This window comes from Mucilaginibacter roseus (assembly GCF_021215455.1).
GTDB classification, from domain to species: Bacteria; Bacteroidota; Bacteroidia; order Sphingobacteriales; family Sphingobacteriaceae; genus Mucilaginibacter; species Mucilaginibacter roseus.
In genome coordinates, this window is sequence record NZ_JAJPWV010000004.1 from 280,399 (window position 1) to 296,396 (window position 15,998).

Below are 15,998 nucleotides of genomic sequence, written 5' to 3' on the forward strand. Positions count from 1 at the left end.
ACGTTATTTCATTACATTCAGCACCCGGAACATCTTTTCCTTAATGCCCTTAGTGGTGCCGTTGTAATTATTTACAATAATAGAAAAGCATAGCTCGCGACCTTTATAGGTTTGATAACCGGTGTATGCCAGCACATCGGCAATGCTGCCGCTTTTCATTTTCATATCGTTATATATCGGCAAGCTGTCATAAAAATACTTGTACCAGGCTTGGCCTTTGGCCGATTGCAGTATGCGCGCCATAGTTAGCGTAGTTACCCGGTTCCCCGGCGACAGGCCGCTGCCATCATAAATATTCAGTGTTTTTATGTCGATACCTTTAGCTTTCCAAAAATCCTGCAGTACAGTAATACCATTGGGTGTGGTCGGCTCTTTGCCTGCCTTGAAGGCAATGGTTTTCAGTAGTTGCTCTGCGTAAAGGTTAAGGCTTTTTTGATTGAGCCAGTAAATGATTTTGTTCAGCTCCGGCGATTCAATAACGGTCAGCGTTTTAGCTATTGCAGGTGCGGTTTCCCCTTTAACAGCAAGCGTCAGGGTTGATTGCGGTTCGCCGCTTACCTTTAAGCCGAGGCGGTTCATGGTATCGGTTAATCTCAAAGCTACATCAAAAGCTGGATCGGGCATAGCGCCGGATACGGTTTTCTTGGTTTGATCGACCGCGTAAGTACCGCGCAGGTACATCAGCTTACCGCCTACGGGCAAATAAATAAAGGCGCGGTCGCCGGTACCGGCAGGGGCATTAGTTAATTCACTTTTAAAGTTGAGGTAAGGCATCAGCGGTATGGTACGGTCAACCGAGATAGCCGAACCTACTGCACCTGTTTTCAGCTTAATGTCAAACTGGTTTTCGTGCCAGCATAGGGCGTTAATACCGGCGCCGTAATAGTTGCCGACATCCTGCCATATCCAACCATCGGGTATGGCTTGTGTGCCGTAGGCGCTGTCATCGCCAATAACGCTACCACTTATTTTTTTTATGCCCGCCTTTTGCACGGCGGCCACCAGTAGGTTGAGAATATAATTTTCTTTAGTAGTATTCCAGCGCCAGCTACCGAGGGTTGGGTCGCCGCCGCCTTTTATAATGATGTTGCCGTTAAGTGTTCCATCTGTGGTAATGCTGCCCGTATAACCAATAGTGGTTTGGTACTGATAATCGGCTCCTAACAGGTTAAAGGCAGTTATCGAGGTAATGGTTTTTAAGGTTGACGCTGTAGCCAGCCCCATGTTTGGGTTGGCGGTGAAAACCTGTTCGCCGGTTTTAGCATCCAGTACGGTTAATGATACCGATGCATAGCGACATTGGCTGTCCTGCTGTAACTTACCAAACGCTGTTTGCAATTGCTGCTGTAGCGTTTGGGCATGGGCATATCCTGTTATTAATAAAAAGCTAACTAACCAGCTCCGTTTTCTCATCATCCTCTTTTATGTTTCGCTTCGCAATATAGTAGATAGGTATGCCAATTAAAACTATAATAAGCCCGGGTAATGAATACTCAGGTTTATATATCAATAGTAATACACAAAACGCAATACCCATCACCACATAAATAGCAGGCAACACCGGATAACCAAAAGCTTTGTATGGGCGAGGCGCTTCCGGGCGTTTTACGCGAAGAATATAAATCCCAATAATGGTTAGTACATAAAATATTACAACCACCAGCGATATCATATCCAGCAGGTTACCATAAGTGCCACTCAAACACAATATACAAGCTAAACCGCATTGCAGCCACAGGCCATATTCAGGCACCGAAAACTTATTAAGCGTACCTGTTTTTTTAAAGAATAACCCATCCTTAGCCATGGTATAATATACACGCGCACCGGCCAGGATCAATCCGTTATTGCAGCCGAAGGTTGATATCATAATCATAAGCGCTATAAGCAGCGTGCCTATGTTACCAAAAATTACAGTAGAGGCCGCCACAGCCACACGGTCTTTTTCGGCATTAGCAATTTCCTGCAGTGGCAATACAGATGTGTACATCACATTCGCCGCAACATATATAATAGTTACTATCAGCGTACCTAAAAACAAACTTAATCCTACATTACGCTGCGGATTTTTCATCTCCCCGGCAATAAAGGTTACGCTGTTCCACGAGTCGCTGCTGAATATGGAGCCTACAAGCGATGCCGCAATTGCACCTAAACCGGCAACCATAGTCAGGTTAACGGTAGATCCATCCTTATTCAGGTTATGCAAATCCCAGGCGTTAGTCCAGTTAGCCGTCCACACATCGCCTTTGGCCATAATAAAACCGAAGATGATTAAGCCGAATAAGCTCACCAGCTTGGTGATAGTAAAGGTAGTTTGTATGATCTTCCCGCCCTTAACCCCTTTAGTGTTGATGTAGGTAAGTAAGATTATGAGTATGATAGATACCAGTTGCGCTGCGCTAAAGTTGAACGTTTTATCGCCCCAGTAATTAAAGCTGAACAATATATTATCCTCACTAACTGCAGGCCACAGATAGGCAAAGAATTTGGAGAACGCAACCCCAACCGCTGCAATGGTTCCGGTTTGTATCACGGCAAAAAAGCTCCATCCATATAAAAAACCGATCAGCTTATTGTATGCCTCTTTAAGGTAAACATATTGCCCGCCCGCTTTCGGGAACATGGCGCTCAGCTCGCCGTAGCTCACGGCGGCGGTAAGCGTCATAAAGCCGGTTATCAGCCATACGGCGATCAGCCAGCCTGCCGAGCCAACATTACGTATAATGTCAGCGCTTACAATAAAAATGCCCGACCCGATCATGGAACCGGCAACCAGCATGGTGCCGTCAAGCAGGCCAAGTTCGTGCTTCATTCCGGAGGAAGAAGTGTTTTCTTTCATACAATTGTTTTGAGGTTAGTTAATATGTGGGTTAAGATAAGTATAAATTTCAGTAACCAAAAGCACCTAAATTAGCCATTTAATCCCCGAAATTAACCCGATGATCATCGACTATATTATTGATAACAAGTGCCTGAATCCACTTTTTAAAAAGTTTAATATCATGCCTTTGTAATATAATTTTTACTAATTTGCATTTAACCCCACTTCTTCTTCTACGGGGTATTATAAACCAAATTATAACCAATTTTTTATGGAGTTCTTAAACAATTACTTGATCTATCTGATCCCACTATTAGGCATTGTGGGTATAATAGTAATGGCCGGAAAAGCGGCCTGGGTTAGCAAGCAACCTACCGGCGATGCCAACATGACTGAACTTGCCGGTTACATTGCCCAGGGCGCCATGGCGTTTTTACGTGCCGAGTGGAAGGTGCTCAGCTATTTTGTAATCATCGCGGTAATATTGCTGGCATGGTCGGGCACTACGGTTAGTACCTCAAGCCCGGTAATCGCTATTTCATTTGTTATCGGCGCGTTGCTTTCAGCCTTTGCGGGTTACATTGGTATGCGCATTGCCACCAAAGCCAACGTGCGCACTACCGAAGCAGCGCGCACCAGCTTGGCAAAAGCACTTAAAGTATCATTTACCGGCGGCACCGTGATGGGCCTTGGCGTTGCCGGTTTAGCTATTTTAGGTTTAGGATCGCTGTTCATCGTATTTTATAAAATGTACGTTGGCACCCAAGTTAACGGCGAGGATATGGAAAAAGCGCTTGAAGTGCTTGCCGGTTTTTCGCTGGGTGCCGAGTCTATCGCTTTATTTGCCCGTGTAGGTGGCGGTATATATACTAAGGCTGCCGATGTGGGTGCCGACCTGGTGGGCAAGGTTGAAGCGGGTATTCCTGAGGATGATGTACGTAACCCTGCCACTATTGCCGACAACGTAGGCGACAACGTGGGCGACGTAGCCGGTATGGGCGCCGATTTGTTTGGATCATACGTGGCCACCATGCTGGCAACAATGGTATTGGGAAGAGAGATTGTATCTATTGACGCATTTGGTGGCATTGCCCCGGTACTGCTACCAATGGTGATCGCAGGTCTAGGCCTCATCTTCTCCATCGTGGGAGCATCATTTGTAAAAATTAAAAATGAAAACGATAGCGTACAAAGCGCGCTTAACATAGGCAACTGGGCATCTATCATACTTACTGCTATAGCCACTTTTTTTATAGTGAACTGGATGCTGCCCGACGGTAACCTGCACCTCACACGCGATTTGGTACCCGGTACCGAAACCATTAAAGAGGGGGCTAAGGTATTTGATAAAACCGGTGTGTTCCTTTCAATTATAGTCGGTTTAATAGTAGGCACGCTGATGTCAATCATCACCGAATACTATACCGCCATGGGCAAACGCCCCGTATTGAGCATTATTAAACAATCATCAACCGGGCATGCCACCAACATCATTGGCGGTTTAGCTATCGGGATGGAATCAACCGTATTGCCGATAATCGTACTGGCAGCTGGTATATTTGGCTCCTATCATTTTGCTGGGTTATACGGCGTAGCTATCGCCGCGGCCGGCATGATGGCTACTACAGCCATGCAGCTGGCTATTGACGCGTTCGGGCCAATTGCCGATAATGCCGGTGGTATTGCCGAAATGAGCCGCCTGCCTGAAGAAGTACGGCACCGAACCGATAACCTCGACGCGGTAGGTAACACTACAGCTGCCACAGGTAAAGGCTTCGCCATAGCATCGGCAGCGCTTACCTCGCTGGCGTTGTTTGCGGCATTTGTGGGTGTAGCGGGCATTGAGCATATTGATATTTATAAGGCCGACGTACTGGCAGGTTTGTTTGTAGGTGGCATGATCCCTTTTATATTTTCGGCATTAGCTATATCGGCTGTAGGGCGGGCGGCTATGTCAATGGTTGAGGAAGTTCGCCGTCAGTTTAGGGAGATACCGGGTATTATGGAATATAAAGCGAAACCAGAATACGAGAAGTGCGTAGCTATATCCACCAAAGCATCCATCCGTGAGATGGTTGCCCCCGGCCTTATCGCCCTAATCACACCTATTATCATCGGTTTTGCTTTTGGCCCCGAAGTATTGGGTGGCCTGCTGGCGGGTGTTACCGTATCTGGTGTGCTGATGGGCATCTTTCAAAGCAACGCGGGCGGCGCATGGGATAATGCTAAAAAATCATTTGAAAAAGGTGTGGAGATCAACGGCGAGGTGCATTACAAAAAATCAGAACCGCATAAGGCATCCGTTACCGGCGATACCGTAGGTGATCCGTTCAAGGACACCTCTGGCCCATCCATGAACATCCTGATCAAGCTGATGTCTATCGTGTCCCTGGTTATCGCGCCGCACCTGCATCACGAAGTAAACACCAATGAACGCATACAAAAACAAATTAAAGAACAATCATTAGAAAAAACGATAACCAGCCCGCAAAAGCACCGGCTTTAAATACATGAATTGGCACAACTGCAAACGGTTGTGCCAATTTTTTTACGAGGCAATGTTTGCTGCATTCCCCACAATGGGTATAGCTGTTTCCCCATTGTTTTTTGTAATCAGGATGTCAGATAGCAAGTTTTAGCTTCAAACGGTGATATTAACAAGGCGGGTATGGTAATTGGATTAATACTTATATTAATTACGATAACATGAACAGAATATTAATGATAGATGATAACCCGATGGAGCACTTCATCGCGTTGAAGCTGCTTAAAAATACCGGCCTTTTTGATAATACCAAGCACGTAACCAACGGACTGGAAACCTTAAAATTTCTTGAGCAAAACCTCACTAATACCGAAGAATTGCCCGACGTGATCCTACTCGATATTAACATGCCTGATATTAATGCCTGGGGTTTTTTAGATCAGTATAAGCAAATGCATCAAAGAATCGGCAAACCTATAGATATCTATATTGTAAGCTCATCAATTGATGCGGATGATATGCTACGTTCAAAAAAATACCCATTTGTAAAATCGTACCTGGTGAAGCCATTGAGCACCGATATCCTGATCAAAATTTATAACGACCGCGCCAAAGCCTAACACTTTGCGGTAACAATTTTGAAATATTTGCATCAACATACACAAAAATTAATGTTTTGTTTTGATGATATAATCAGCACTTTATCATATCAATAAAATTAAGTAGGTTTGGACTTGATATATTAACTGACATTATATATGAGATTTAAAAAACCACTTGATGTATTACTAAAAGAAGCATCAGCAAGCGGCGAAGGCACATTACGCCGAACACTTAGCAGCTTCAACCTGGTAACCATGGGTATTGGTGCTATTATCGGCGCGGGCCTATTCTCGCTAACCGGTTTAGCCGCTGCTAATAACGCAGGCCCCGCGGTAACCATTTCATTTGTTATTGGCGCTATTGGCTGTGCTTTTGCCGGTTTGTGCTATGCAGAATTTGCCAGTATGATCCCCATTGCGGGTTCGGCGTATACATATTCATACGCAACAATGGGCGAATTTATGGCATGGATAATCGGTTGGGATTTGGTGTTGGAGTATGCCCTCGGCGCGGCAACAGTATCTATCAGTTGGTCGCAATACCTTACAAAGTTTCTCCATTTATATGATATACATATACCGCCGCAGTTTACCATGTCGCCATGGGAAAGCGTAACCCTTGCTGATGGCAGCATAGTTAACGGCTATTTCAACTTACCTGCGGTATTTATTATCGTTTGCCTTTCTTTGCTCCTTATCAGGGGTACTAAAGAATCAGCTTTTGTAAACAACATCCTGGTAATATTAAAAGTAGCTGTAGTATTGGTATTCATCGCAGTGGGCTGGAGCTATATCAACCCATCAAACCACGTTCCTTACATTCCTGAAAACACCGGCAAATTCGGCGAGTTCGGCTGGTCGGGCGTATTGCGCGGAGCAGGTGTAGTATTCTTCGCCTTCATCGGTTTTGATGCCGTATCAACCGCCGCTCAGGAAGCTAAAGATCCTAAACGCGGTATGCCAATCGGTATCATCGGTTCATTATTGGCCTGTACTTTATTATATGTATTGTTCTCGCACGTAATGACAGGTGTTGCCAACTATAAGGAGTTTAAAGACAGCGCTGCACCGGTTGCAGTAGCTATTGCTAAAACCCCTTACGCCTGGTTGCAAAAAGCTATCATCCTGGCTATCCTTGCTGGTTATACCTCAGTTATCCTGGTGATGCTGATGGGCCAGTCGCGCATATTTTATACCATGTCAAAAGACGGTCTTATTCCGCAGGTATTTGGTCAGGTTCATAAAAAGTTCCAAACTCCGTACAAATCAAACTTACTATTCGCGGTGTTTGTGAGCTTATTCGCTGCATTTGTACCGGTACACGTTGTGGGCGAAATGGTATCAATCGGTACCCTGTTCGCGTTCGTACTGGTTTGCGTTGGTGTTATGGTGATGCGTAAAAGCGACCCTAATACTCCGCGTCCGTTCCGTACGCCTTGGGTTCCCTTTGTACCAATCGCAGGTATTTTGATCTGTATTTCCATGATGGTTTCATTACCTGGCGATACATGGTTACGTTTAGCAATCTGGATGTTGTTAGGCTTAATTATTTATGCAGTTTACGGTAAAAAGCATTCGCTTATCCGTAACGGTAAAGTAAGTATCCCTAACGATCCGCCAAACCCACATTACACCGAATAATTTTTATTAAAAGCTTATATAAAAAGGTTCTGAAAAATTTCAGAACCTTTTTTGTTTTTAAATGCTTGTACATTAACCATAAACTAAACTGAATGAAGAAAAGCCTGTGGATACTGGCCGTTATTTGCGTTATCAACTCCATGGGCTTTGGCATTGTGGTGCCATTGCTGTACAGCTACGGTAAAAAGTTTGGCATCACCAGCGAAACTTTGGGTTTGCTTACGGCGGCATTTTCCATTGCGCAGTTCTTCGCCACGCCGTTGCTTGGTTCCCTGTCTGACAAGTGGGGCCGCAAGCCGGTATTAGTCATCAGCTTAATAGGCACTTGTATATCCTTCATATTGTTTGCCCAGGCGCGCAGCGTTATCATGCTTTTTGCCGCGCGGATATTGGATGGTTTAACCGGCGGCAATATATCCGTAGCGCAGGCCATGGTATCAGATGTATCATCTCCCGAAGACAGGGCAAAGAACTTCGGCATACTCAGCTCGGCCTTTGGTTTTGGCTTTGTTGCCGGGCCTGCATTGGGTGGCTTGCTCAGCAAATACGGCATGCATGTACCTTTCTATTTCGCGGCGGGCATAGCGCTTATCGGTGTGCTGTTGACCGTGTTCTTACTTAAGGAAACCAACTGCAAAACAGATAAAGAGCGAGCATATAAGTTCAGCTTCGCATCGCTGGTTAGTATTCTAAAACAGAAAACGATTGGCGTAAGCATATTTATAGGCTTTTTGTTGACTATGGCACAATTCACCATGATTATCGGCTTCCAAACGTTTACTAACGATGAACTTAAATTGTCGCCGGCGCAAACCGGAATTTTTTACGCGGGCTTTGGCGTTACCGGTATCATCATGCAATTGCTGGTGCCATTTTTTACCAGGGTATGCCGTTCTAAAGCGTTAATACTCCTGCTGTCTACATTGGTATGTTTGGGCGCCATGACGCTTGCCGGCCTGGCATCCGGCTTATGGTTGTTTGCTGCCGCGATAGGCATATACGGCCTTTTTAACGGTCTACGTAACCCCATGCTCAATGCCATAATTGCTGATAACTCAAACGACGACGAACAAGGCAAGGTTTTAGGTATCAATCAATCATACACCTCTATCGGCCAAACGCTGGGGCCTGTCACCGCAGGTTTTGTGACAGCCATATCACTGCATAGTATTTTCTTTTTAGCATCTTTGTACATCCTTACCGCTTTGTTGCTTAGTTTTAAGCTTAAACGGCAGGACTGCTAAACACTGACCTTTATTATAATTTATGCAGCCACTTATCTTTAAAGAGGTACTATCGGTTACCATGATCCTTTTTGCCATTATTGACATCTTAGGATCAATACCCGTAATTATCGAGTTGCGCCAGCGCGCGGGGCATATACAATCAGAAAAAGCGAGTATCGCTGTACTGATATTAATGGTTACCTTTTTATTTGTGGGTAATGAACTGCTGGATATTATCGGCCTTGATATATCTTCCTTCGCTATCGCGGGCTCTATCGTAATATTTATTATAGCGATGGAAATGATTTTAGGTATTACCTTTTTTAAGGATGATCCGGAGATGGCCAAAACAGTATCTATCGTGCCCCTGGCCTTCCCGCTTATCGCCGGTGCCGGTACCATGACTACGCTACTATCCCTAAAGTCTCAATATCAAACGCAGAACATTCTGGCAGCAATCGTAATTAATACCACTATAGTTTATCTGGTATTAAAAAATGTAAAATGGCTGGAGCACCTGCTGGGCAAGGCAGGCCTAAGTATTTTGCGTAAAGCCTTTGGGGTTATACTTTTAGCTATCGCGATAAAACTGTTCAGGAGTAATAGCGGGCTGTAACCTATTCCGGGCGGATCAATCGCGCTACAAACATGGTATCAGCTTTACGTTCGTAGCCTTTCAATATCTGCTGGCTTTCGAGTTTCAGGCCTAACTCCGTAGTTAAAAACTCAACGGCATCCTCGTTTTCGGCCTTAAATGCCGAGCAGGTGATGTATATAAGCGCTTTACCGGGTTTAAGATATTTGGCTACGTTACGGGCGATGCTTTGCTGCAAACGCTGAAAAAACAATATCCGCTGCGGGTTGAACTGGCTGATCATTTCCGGCGTGCGCCCCCAAGTACCGGAGCCGCTGCAAGGGGCATCTAATATAATGCCGTCAAATGCGTAATCGTGCATTTCCTGTTCGGGGTTTTGGGTCAGGTCGAGCACCTTTTTTTGGTACTTGAACAATCCTGCCTGATGGAAACGCTCGTCGAGATTGGCCAGGATAGATTCGCGAACGTCAGATACCACCAGTTTAATATCCGGCTGCAAGCTGTGCAACAACAATGATTTACCGCCTGATGCCGCACAGGCATCCCACCATTTATCCCAGCGTTCGGGTTTAAAAAAATTGGCCGTTTGTTGGGATGAATAATCCTGCACCTCATACAAGTGCTGTTGGCGGGGCAATATATTTTCGAGCCGGGTGCCATTAGGCAAACAAAGGCAACCGTTGCCTTCGTCTTTGAAAAGAATGTCCGCTTTATTAAGTTCGGCTTTAACCTGCGCTTCGTGCCCACGGAATACCCGTATGTACAGATCAGGCTGAATAAAGAAGGAGCGCAGAAACTTGTCCTTATTTACCTCTACGGATAGCTCGGCCGACCAAGGGAAAACCTCATCCAGTTTAAAATCAGAATATGTGGTTTTAATTAGCGCTATCTTTTCATTAATGCTGAAGCCGATGCAAGCCGCCCACTCGGGTTTAAAGTGCTGAAGAAAGGAATTGGACTGCGTGTTACATAAGAACTCGGCAACCATTAAACGTTCTTCGGGCGGCAGCGCAGGTAGTGCCCTACCCAGGCGGAAATAGTTATACACCAACCTACCCGCCACCTTACGGTCCGTTGAACCCATTTGTTTGTTAAGGCGGTAGAAGCCCGGCAAAAACTTACCCAGCGGCGTATCAGCCGGATATTCATCCAAAATACGTAAAAACGTTTTCAGCTGATTCAGTGCCTTCATTCTACCTGCTTTAGTTCAAAATTCTCGTAACGCAACAGGTTTACATGTTTGTTCACCCAACCCTGGTCTTTTTTGTAAATAAAGTCAAAGCTGTTATGCAGACCCCTGAATTCGTTATCATCAAGACTTTTCAGCTTATCGTTATCATCAGCCAGTAGCTGACCAAAGTACATACCCTCATCAAAGGCCTTAATGGCATATTCAGATGGTTCGGCACGATAAGCGCGACGATAGTTACGCATAAAGGTGATGGTAGCCTGCGAGCGGTAGTTTACCCTGTCGGCCGATGTGATGTAAGCGTTCAGGCGCTGCATCTGGTCCGATTTCAGGAAGCTGAACTTTTCCCAGTTAGGATGGCCGATCAGCGTCATGGGGTATCGCTTGGCCAGCGTATCCAACGAGTATAAAGTAATTTTTAAAAACGACTGGTTGGTTGACGGTATAACCATAACATTACGGTCAAACTTGGTCATCTGCGCTACAATCGGCTTCAGGTTGCCGCGTGTTACGGTTAGCTGAACCACTTTTATTTTTTTCTTGCTCAAACTGTCAACAGCCTTCTTAAAGTATCTGATGTAAGGCAACTCGGCACTAAAGCCGGATGTAAGCACGAATATCTTTTTGGTCTTCGATTTATCTACCGCGAATTCCGCCGCACGCAGGGCATGGTATTCCAATGGTGGGATTACCGTTATCAGATTCTCGGCATTATAGGTAGTTGGCGCTGATGGTGAAAGCGGCGAAAGGATCAGCTTTTTGTTGTTACCCGGCACAGTGGTAAACGCCTTCATGCCGTCAGGGAAAACAGGGCCAACAATCAGGTCGCTATTCTTGATCTGTGGGTTTAACGCCAGACTATGCGATTGTGAGGGCTCATCTTTTGAGTCGAACAACTGCACGCGATAATTAGCACCTTCGCCGGTAAGTGAGTCAAGCGCAAGCTTAAAGCCACGGTAATAATCTAACGCGATGGAAGCTTTTTTTAAACCCGCGGCGCTGTAGTTAGCGCCGGGGTTCAAATGATCGAGGCCGAAAGGCAGTATCAAAGCGATGTTTGATACTTTTTTATCTGATACCTTCTTGTTATTCTTCTCGTCTTTTTTGTCCTTAACAGACTTATCGGTTGTGCCGGTTGTTTTATCAGTTGGCTTAGTTGTACCCTTACTAACAGGGCGTGTTTTTGGCGAACACGCAGCAGCAAGTGCAACAACTAAAATTAGTAACCACTTATTCCCACTCAATAGTGGCCGGTGGTTTCGAACTGATATCATATACTACCCGGTTTATGCCTTTTACGTTATTGATAATTTCGTTTGATATTTTAGCCAGCAGTTCATACGGTAAATGGCACCAATCGGCCGTCATACCGTCAACTGATTCAACCGCGCGCAACGCTACCGCATTTTCGTAAGTGCGCTCATCGCCCATTACGCCTACCGACTGTACCGGTAAGAAGATGGTGCCTGCCTGCCAAACTTTATCATAAACACCGGCAGCCCTTAAATTGTTGATGTAAATTGCATCGGCTTCCTGTAATATATGTACTTTCTCAGGGGTTACCTCACCTAATATCCTGATAGCCAAACCCGGACCCGGGAATGGGTGGCGGCCTAAAATATTAGGATCAATACCCAAAGCCTTGCCAACGTTTCGCACTTCATCCTTAAACAGGGTATTCAACGGCTCAACTACCTTCAGCTTCATAAAATCAGGCAAGCCACCTACGTTATGGTGCGATTTGATGGTAGCCGATGGTCCTTTAACCGATACCGATTCGATTACGTCAGGATAGATAGTGCCCTGGCCAAGCCATTTTACATCCTGAACCTCATGCGCGGCATCATCAAATACTTCGATGAATACGCGGCCGATGGCTTTACGTTTCAGTTCAGGGTCGGTTAAACCGGCCAGGGCATCGTAAAAACGTTGTTTGGCGTCAATGCCTTTTATGTTCAAGCCCATGTGCTTGTACGAGTCGAGCACCAGCTCATATTCGTCCTTACGCAGCAGGCCGTTATCAACAAATATGCAGTGCAGGTTTTTGCCGATAGCATGGTGCAGCAATACCGCCGCCACTGATGAATCAACACCCCCCGAAAGACCAAGCACTACCTTATCGTCGCCCAGTTTTTCTTTAAGCTGCGCGATGGTGGTTTCAACAAATGAATCCGGCGTCCAGTCCTGCGAGCATCCGCAAATATCTACTAAAAAGTTATGCAGCAGTTGCTTGCCATCCACACTGTGAGTTACCTCCGGGTGAAACTGGATGCCGTAGGTTTGCGAGCCGGTTACATGGTAAGCGGCAACACGTACACTATCGGTACTGGCAATTACCTCAAAATTATCAGCCAAACGGGCAATGGTATCGCCATGCGACATCCACACCTGCGAATCAGCCGGGATCATCTTCAACAACGGGTTTTCATGGTTTATATATTGCAGGTTGGCACGGCCATACTCGCGCGTGCTTGATGGCAATACTTCGCCGCCGTTAAAGTGGGCCAGGTACTGCGCGCCGTAACATACACCAAGTATCGGCAATGAGCCATGAAACTTAGCGAAATCAAAGTGAGGCGCATCGTCCTGACGAACAGAATAAGGCGAACCCGAAAGGATGATACCCTTTACGCCGCCGTCAACTTCAGGAAAATTATTGAAGGGATGGATCTCGCAGTATATGCGAAGCTCCCTGACACGGCGCGCTATTAATTGGGTGAACTGCGAACCGAAGTCAAGAATGAGGATTTTTTCTTGCATGGGCAAAGATAGGATTTAGATGCGAAATGTAAAAAATGAGTTTGAAGATAGTTTTATCTAATTATCATGGTACTTAACTTTAAAGGCGCTGTCGGCCACAGCCTTTAATTCCTCTGTCCATATAACGGGGCTGATATTTTTACCTGCTGTTATTTGATATGCGGTATACCCAATATCCTTACTATCTACAATGATGGTATCATCAGTTGGATGCCATGATACCTGCCACTTCATATAGTCAGACGCGCCGGTTTGCAGCGTGCTTAACCATGTATTGTTTTGGGTGTATAGCTTTAACCTTAAGCATCCATTTTTCACTTTGTTGTCCGCTGTATTATTGATATCAACAATCAAACTGTACTTTTTTGAGGGTGAGATCAAATGTAGCTTTTCATCAGAAGGACAACATCCGCATAAAAGCAAAAACAATATTGAGAGTCAAAAAATCGGGATACGGTTCATGTTTAAAACAAAAAAGGCCGGAATTAACCGGCCTTAATATAGTTAAGAATTTTGTGATTAGCTTTTGGCTATCAACAAATTACTTTTTCAAAAACTTGAAGTTTTTACCGATGAAGCGGGCGTTCTCGCCTAATTCTTCTTCGATACGCAGTAACTGGTTGTATTTCGCGATCCTGTCTGAACGTGAGGCTGAACCGGTCTTGATCTGACCGCAGTTAAGGGCAACAGCAAGGTCGGCAATGGTAGCATCCTCAGTTTCGCCCGAACGGTGGCTCATTACTGAAGTATAACCGTTAGTTTGCGCTAAGGTTACCGCGTTGATGGTTTCAGTTAACGAACCAATCTGGTTTACTTTTACCAGGATAGAGTTAGCTGTATCAGTATCAATACCGTCCTGTAAACGCTTAACGTTAGTAACAAATAAATCGTCACCTACTAACTGTACTTTCTTACCGATACGATCGGTTAATAATTTCCAGCCATCCCAATCATCTTCAGCCATACCGTCCTCGATTGATACGATTGGGTATTTCTCAGTTAATGATGCCAGGTATTCAGCTTGCTCAGCGCTGGTGCGGATAGCACCTTTTTCGCCTTCAAACTTAGTATAGTCGTATTTACCGTCTTTGTAGAACTCAGAAGCAGCGCAATCAAACGCCAGGTAAATTTGCTCACCTGCTTTGTAGCCTGCTTTTTCGATAGCCTGGATGATGGTTTCAACAGCATCTTCAGTACCGCCAAAGGTTGGCGCGAAACCACCTTCGTCACCTACCGCGGTTGAAAGGCCACGATCGTGCAATATCTTTTTCAGTGTATGGAACACCTCAGCACCCCAACGCAAAGCTTCAGAGAATGAAGTAGCGCCGATAGGCATGATCATGAACTCCTGGAAAGCGATAGGCGCATCAGAGTGCGAACCACCGTTAACAATGTTCATCATCGGGATAGGTAAAGTGTTAGCGTTAACACCACCTACGTAGCGGTATAAAGGCTGACGGCTCTCCTGAGCTGCTGCTTTAGCTACCGCTAATGATACACCTAATATAGCGTTGGCACCAAAGTTACCTTTGTTTTCGGTACCATCTAATTTGATCATGATGTCATCGATCGTATTTTGCTCAAATACATCTACGCCTTTTAAAGCAGGGGCAATTTTTTCGTTTACGTTGGCAACTGCTTTTAAAACACCTTTACCCAGGTAAACAGCTTTATCGCCGTCTCTTAATTCAACAGCTTCGTGTGCACCGGTTGATGCGCCTGAAGGTACTGCGGCGCGGCCAAGTGCACCATTTTCGGTCAATACATCTACTTCAACTGTAGGGTTACCACGCGAATCAAGTATCTGGCGTGCATGAACATCAATTATTATACTCATAGTTATTTATCAGCGTTTTTTATTAAAACTTTAAACTGCGCTAAGTTAAAGCTAATTAGCTAAAACGCAATTACAATTTAGTATTTAATGATTATTTAATCGTGGATTGACGGTATGTGCTCCCTCGGCTTGCTCTTTTTGCGGTTAATGCGGTACTGCAATAAAATGGCCAGGTTGTTTTTGGCACCTGCAGATGTAAGCGTATAATTATACTGGTTCATCCAACCGGCTTGTATGCTTAATGATTTATCAAACTGGTAACCCAATGCGGCCGAAAAGCGGTTACGCTCAAAATGTGGTGCCTTGTTGTTTAAAAACACCTCATTAAACAAAGCAATGTACCATGTTTTGGGGTCAACTTTGGGGTGATTTAACGGAATAGCCACATTCAGCCTGTAACGGAAGCGGTTGCGGTAGCCGGTTTTTTCAAAAAAGCGCTGCTCGATGCGGTAGCGGTGCTCAATCTTTATCCTGTCTAAAAACTGGTTAACTACCAACTGCTCCCACAAACGGGTTTCAAGCGCGGTTGGTGGCTCGTCCAGGTTGTCGTAATCATAAGTAATGTAACGGCCGCTACCAATAAGCGCCGTGTAGTTTTTGGCGATATCGTAGCTTATGCCACCTTTTACTTCGTAATAAAAAGGCTGGTTATATAATAAAGTATTCGTACGGGTTTGCAACTCGATATAGCCGCCCCACTTATGGGCGCTATCGCCGGGTAAAACCACGGTGACGATGCCCCAGGTGCCTGTTTTGCTGTTTTGGGCCTTAACATTTACCGAACAAAAAATTAATATCAGGATTGATAAAGCGAAAAAAATGGTGTGTTTTAACATCAG

The 15,998-nt window shown here is 45.1% G+C and carries 13 protein-coding genes; 5 read left to right on the top strand and 8 right to left on the bottom strand.

Annotation, left to right across the window (positions count from 1 at the left end):
• Positions 1-3: 3 nt before the first annotated feature.
• Both dacB and LT679_RS14515 read right to left on the bottom strand, forming a co-directional pair.
• Entirely contained in the window at positions 4-1,416 is a 1,413-nt protein-coding gene (gene dacB, locus LT679_RS14510; RefSeq protein ID WP_232178325.1) for a D-alanyl-D-alanine carboxypeptidase/D-alanyl-D-alanine endopeptidase, read from the bottom strand.
• Positions 1,388-2,842, bottom strand: a complete 1,455-nt coding sequence (locus tag LT679_RS14515; protein WP_232178326.1) for an APC family permease — start codon at positions 2,840-2,842, stop codon at positions 1,388-1,390. The genes dacB and LT679_RS14515 overlap by 29 nt, the downstream gene beginning before the upstream one ends.
• Positions 2,843-3,095: 253 nt before the next feature.
• Here LT679_RS14515 and LT679_RS14520 point away from each other — a divergent pair, with 253 nt between their 5' ends.
• From LT679_RS14520 to LT679_RS14540, 5 genes are all read left to right on the top strand, one after another.
• Complete coding sequence (locus LT679_RS14520) at positions 3,096-5,330, top strand: sodium-translocating pyrophosphatase (protein WP_232178327.1); 2,235 nt, start codon at positions 3,096-3,098, stop codon at positions 5,328-5,330.
• Between the two features lie 200 nt (positions 5,331-5,530).
• Positions 5,531-5,929 (top strand): response regulator, encoded by a 399-nt coding sequence (locus LT679_RS14525; protein ID WP_232178328.1) that lies wholly within the window; start codon positions 5,531-5,533, stop codon positions 5,927-5,929.
• Positions 5,930-6,067: 138 nt separating this feature from the next.
• Positions 6,068-7,552 carry an amino acid permease gene (locus LT679_RS14530; RefSeq protein ID WP_232178329.1) on the top strand — a complete coding sequence of 495 codons (1,485 nt, stop codon included), beginning with the start codon at positions 6,068-6,070 and terminating at the stop codon, positions 7,550-7,552.
• Between the two features lie 92 nt (positions 7,553-7,644).
• Positions 7,645-8,796 (top strand): MFS transporter, encoded by a 1,152-nt coding sequence (locus tag LT679_RS14535; RefSeq protein WP_232178330.1) that lies wholly within the window; start codon positions 7,645-7,647, stop codon positions 8,794-8,796.
• A 22-nt stretch (positions 8,797-8,818) separates the two neighbouring features.
• Positions 8,819-9,394, top strand: coding sequence for a MarC family protein (locus LT679_RS14540; protein ID WP_232178331.1), 576 nt, complete (start codon positions 8,819-8,821; stop codon positions 9,392-9,394).
• Between the two features lies 1 nt (position 9,395).
• Here LT679_RS14540 and LT679_RS14545 read toward each other — a convergent pair whose 3' ends face one another.
• The 6 genes from LT679_RS14545 to LT679_RS14570 form a co-directional block, all read right to left on the bottom strand.
• Positions 9,396-10,565, bottom strand: a complete 1,170-nt coding sequence (locus LT679_RS14545) for an RsmB/NOP family class I SAM-dependent RNA methyltransferase (protein WP_232178332.1) — start codon at positions 10,563-10,565, stop codon at positions 9,396-9,398.
• The gene (locus LT679_RS14550) at positions 10,562-11,806 is read right to left on the bottom strand and encodes an ABC transporter substrate-binding protein (protein ID WP_232178333.1); all 1,245 of its coding nucleotides are present in this window, start codon (positions 11,804-11,806) and stop codon (positions 10,562-10,564) included. Before LT679_RS14550 ends, LT679_RS14545 begins: the two co-directional genes overlap by 4 nt.
• Positions 11,793-13,322 carry a glutamine-hydrolyzing GMP synthase gene (gene guaA / locus LT679_RS14555; RefSeq protein ID WP_232178334.1) on the bottom strand — a complete coding sequence of 510 codons (1,530 nt, stop codon included), beginning with the start codon at positions 13,320-13,322 and terminating at the stop codon, positions 11,793-11,795. The genes LT679_RS14550 and guaA overlap by 14 nt, the downstream gene beginning before the upstream one ends.
• A gap of 57 nt (positions 13,323-13,379) precedes the next feature.
• The gene (locus LT679_RS14560; RefSeq protein WP_232178335.1) at positions 13,380-13,676 is read right to left on the bottom strand and encodes a hypothetical protein; all 297 of its coding nucleotides are present in this window, start codon (positions 13,674-13,676) and stop codon (positions 13,380-13,382) included.
• Positions 13,677-13,863: 187 nt separating this feature from the next.
• A complete protein-coding gene (eno, locus tag LT679_RS14565) occupies positions 13,864-15,159 on the bottom strand; it encodes a phosphopyruvate hydratase (protein WP_232178336.1) in 1,296 nt (431 codons plus the stop codon).
• A gap of 95 nt (positions 15,160-15,254) precedes the next feature.
• Positions 15,255-15,995 carry a DUF2490 domain-containing protein gene (locus tag LT679_RS14570; protein WP_232178337.1) on the bottom strand — a complete coding sequence of 247 codons (741 nt, stop codon included), beginning with the start codon at positions 15,993-15,995 and terminating at the stop codon, positions 15,255-15,257.
• Positions 15,996-15,998: the final 3 nt, after the last annotated feature.